Raw genomic sequence first — 547 nt, 5'->3', positions numbered from 1 at the left:
TTTATTGTGTTATACGCAGGCGACACCACAGTAATAAAAGCGGTAAGCGTGTCGGGAGCATCCGGTGTGTAAAAGGGGAAGGGTGGTTTATCGAGCAGCTGATCTACAACCAGGGTGGCTACGTGGTCAACAACGAGAACGGGCGCACCAAGCGGGCTACCGCGGTAGAGTACAACGGCCCAGCCGGAGTGAGGGCTGTCAAGTGGATCGTGGACATGACCCGCGAAGGCATCAACATCAACGTCGGGCGCGATGGCGCTGCCCAGCGCCAGGCGTTTACCTCGGGCAAAGCCGCCATGTTCATCGAGTCCACCGCCGCCCTGGGAGCTGTCACTCGCGAGGTCGGGGGCCGCTTCCAGTTCCGCACCACCTCCTTGCCTCGGCCCCCGGGGACCAAGGGCGGCCCGGCAATCGGGGGCGCCCCCCCCCACACCTTCACAGCCCACCCAACAACAGAGCACAACCGCCGCTGAAAATCGGCAACAACCCCACCTTCCCCCCAGGGCACTGTCGAGGGTGAATAGGTAGGCGGCTACCCCCCCGACCC

General features: G+C 63.4%; 1 protein-coding gene. It reads left to right on the top strand.

Annotated elements, in window-relative coordinates; all coding sequences use genetic code 11:
- Window positions 1–473 (top strand): extracellular solute-binding protein (locus tag EKL94_RS22280; RefSeq protein ID WP_221768005.1); only part of this gene is annotated, 473 nt, incomplete at its 5' end.
- Window positions 474–547: the final 74 nt, after the last annotated feature.

The sequence above is a fragment of the Stenotrophomonas maltophilia genome (genome assembly GCF_003970865.1).
GTDB lineage: Bacteria > Pseudomonadota > Gammaproteobacteria > Xanthomonadales > Xanthomonadaceae > Stenotrophomonas > Stenotrophomonas maltophilia_AR.
The sequence above is the reverse complement of the archived record's forward strand: the minus strand, read 5'-3'. Positions and strand labels throughout refer to the sequence as shown.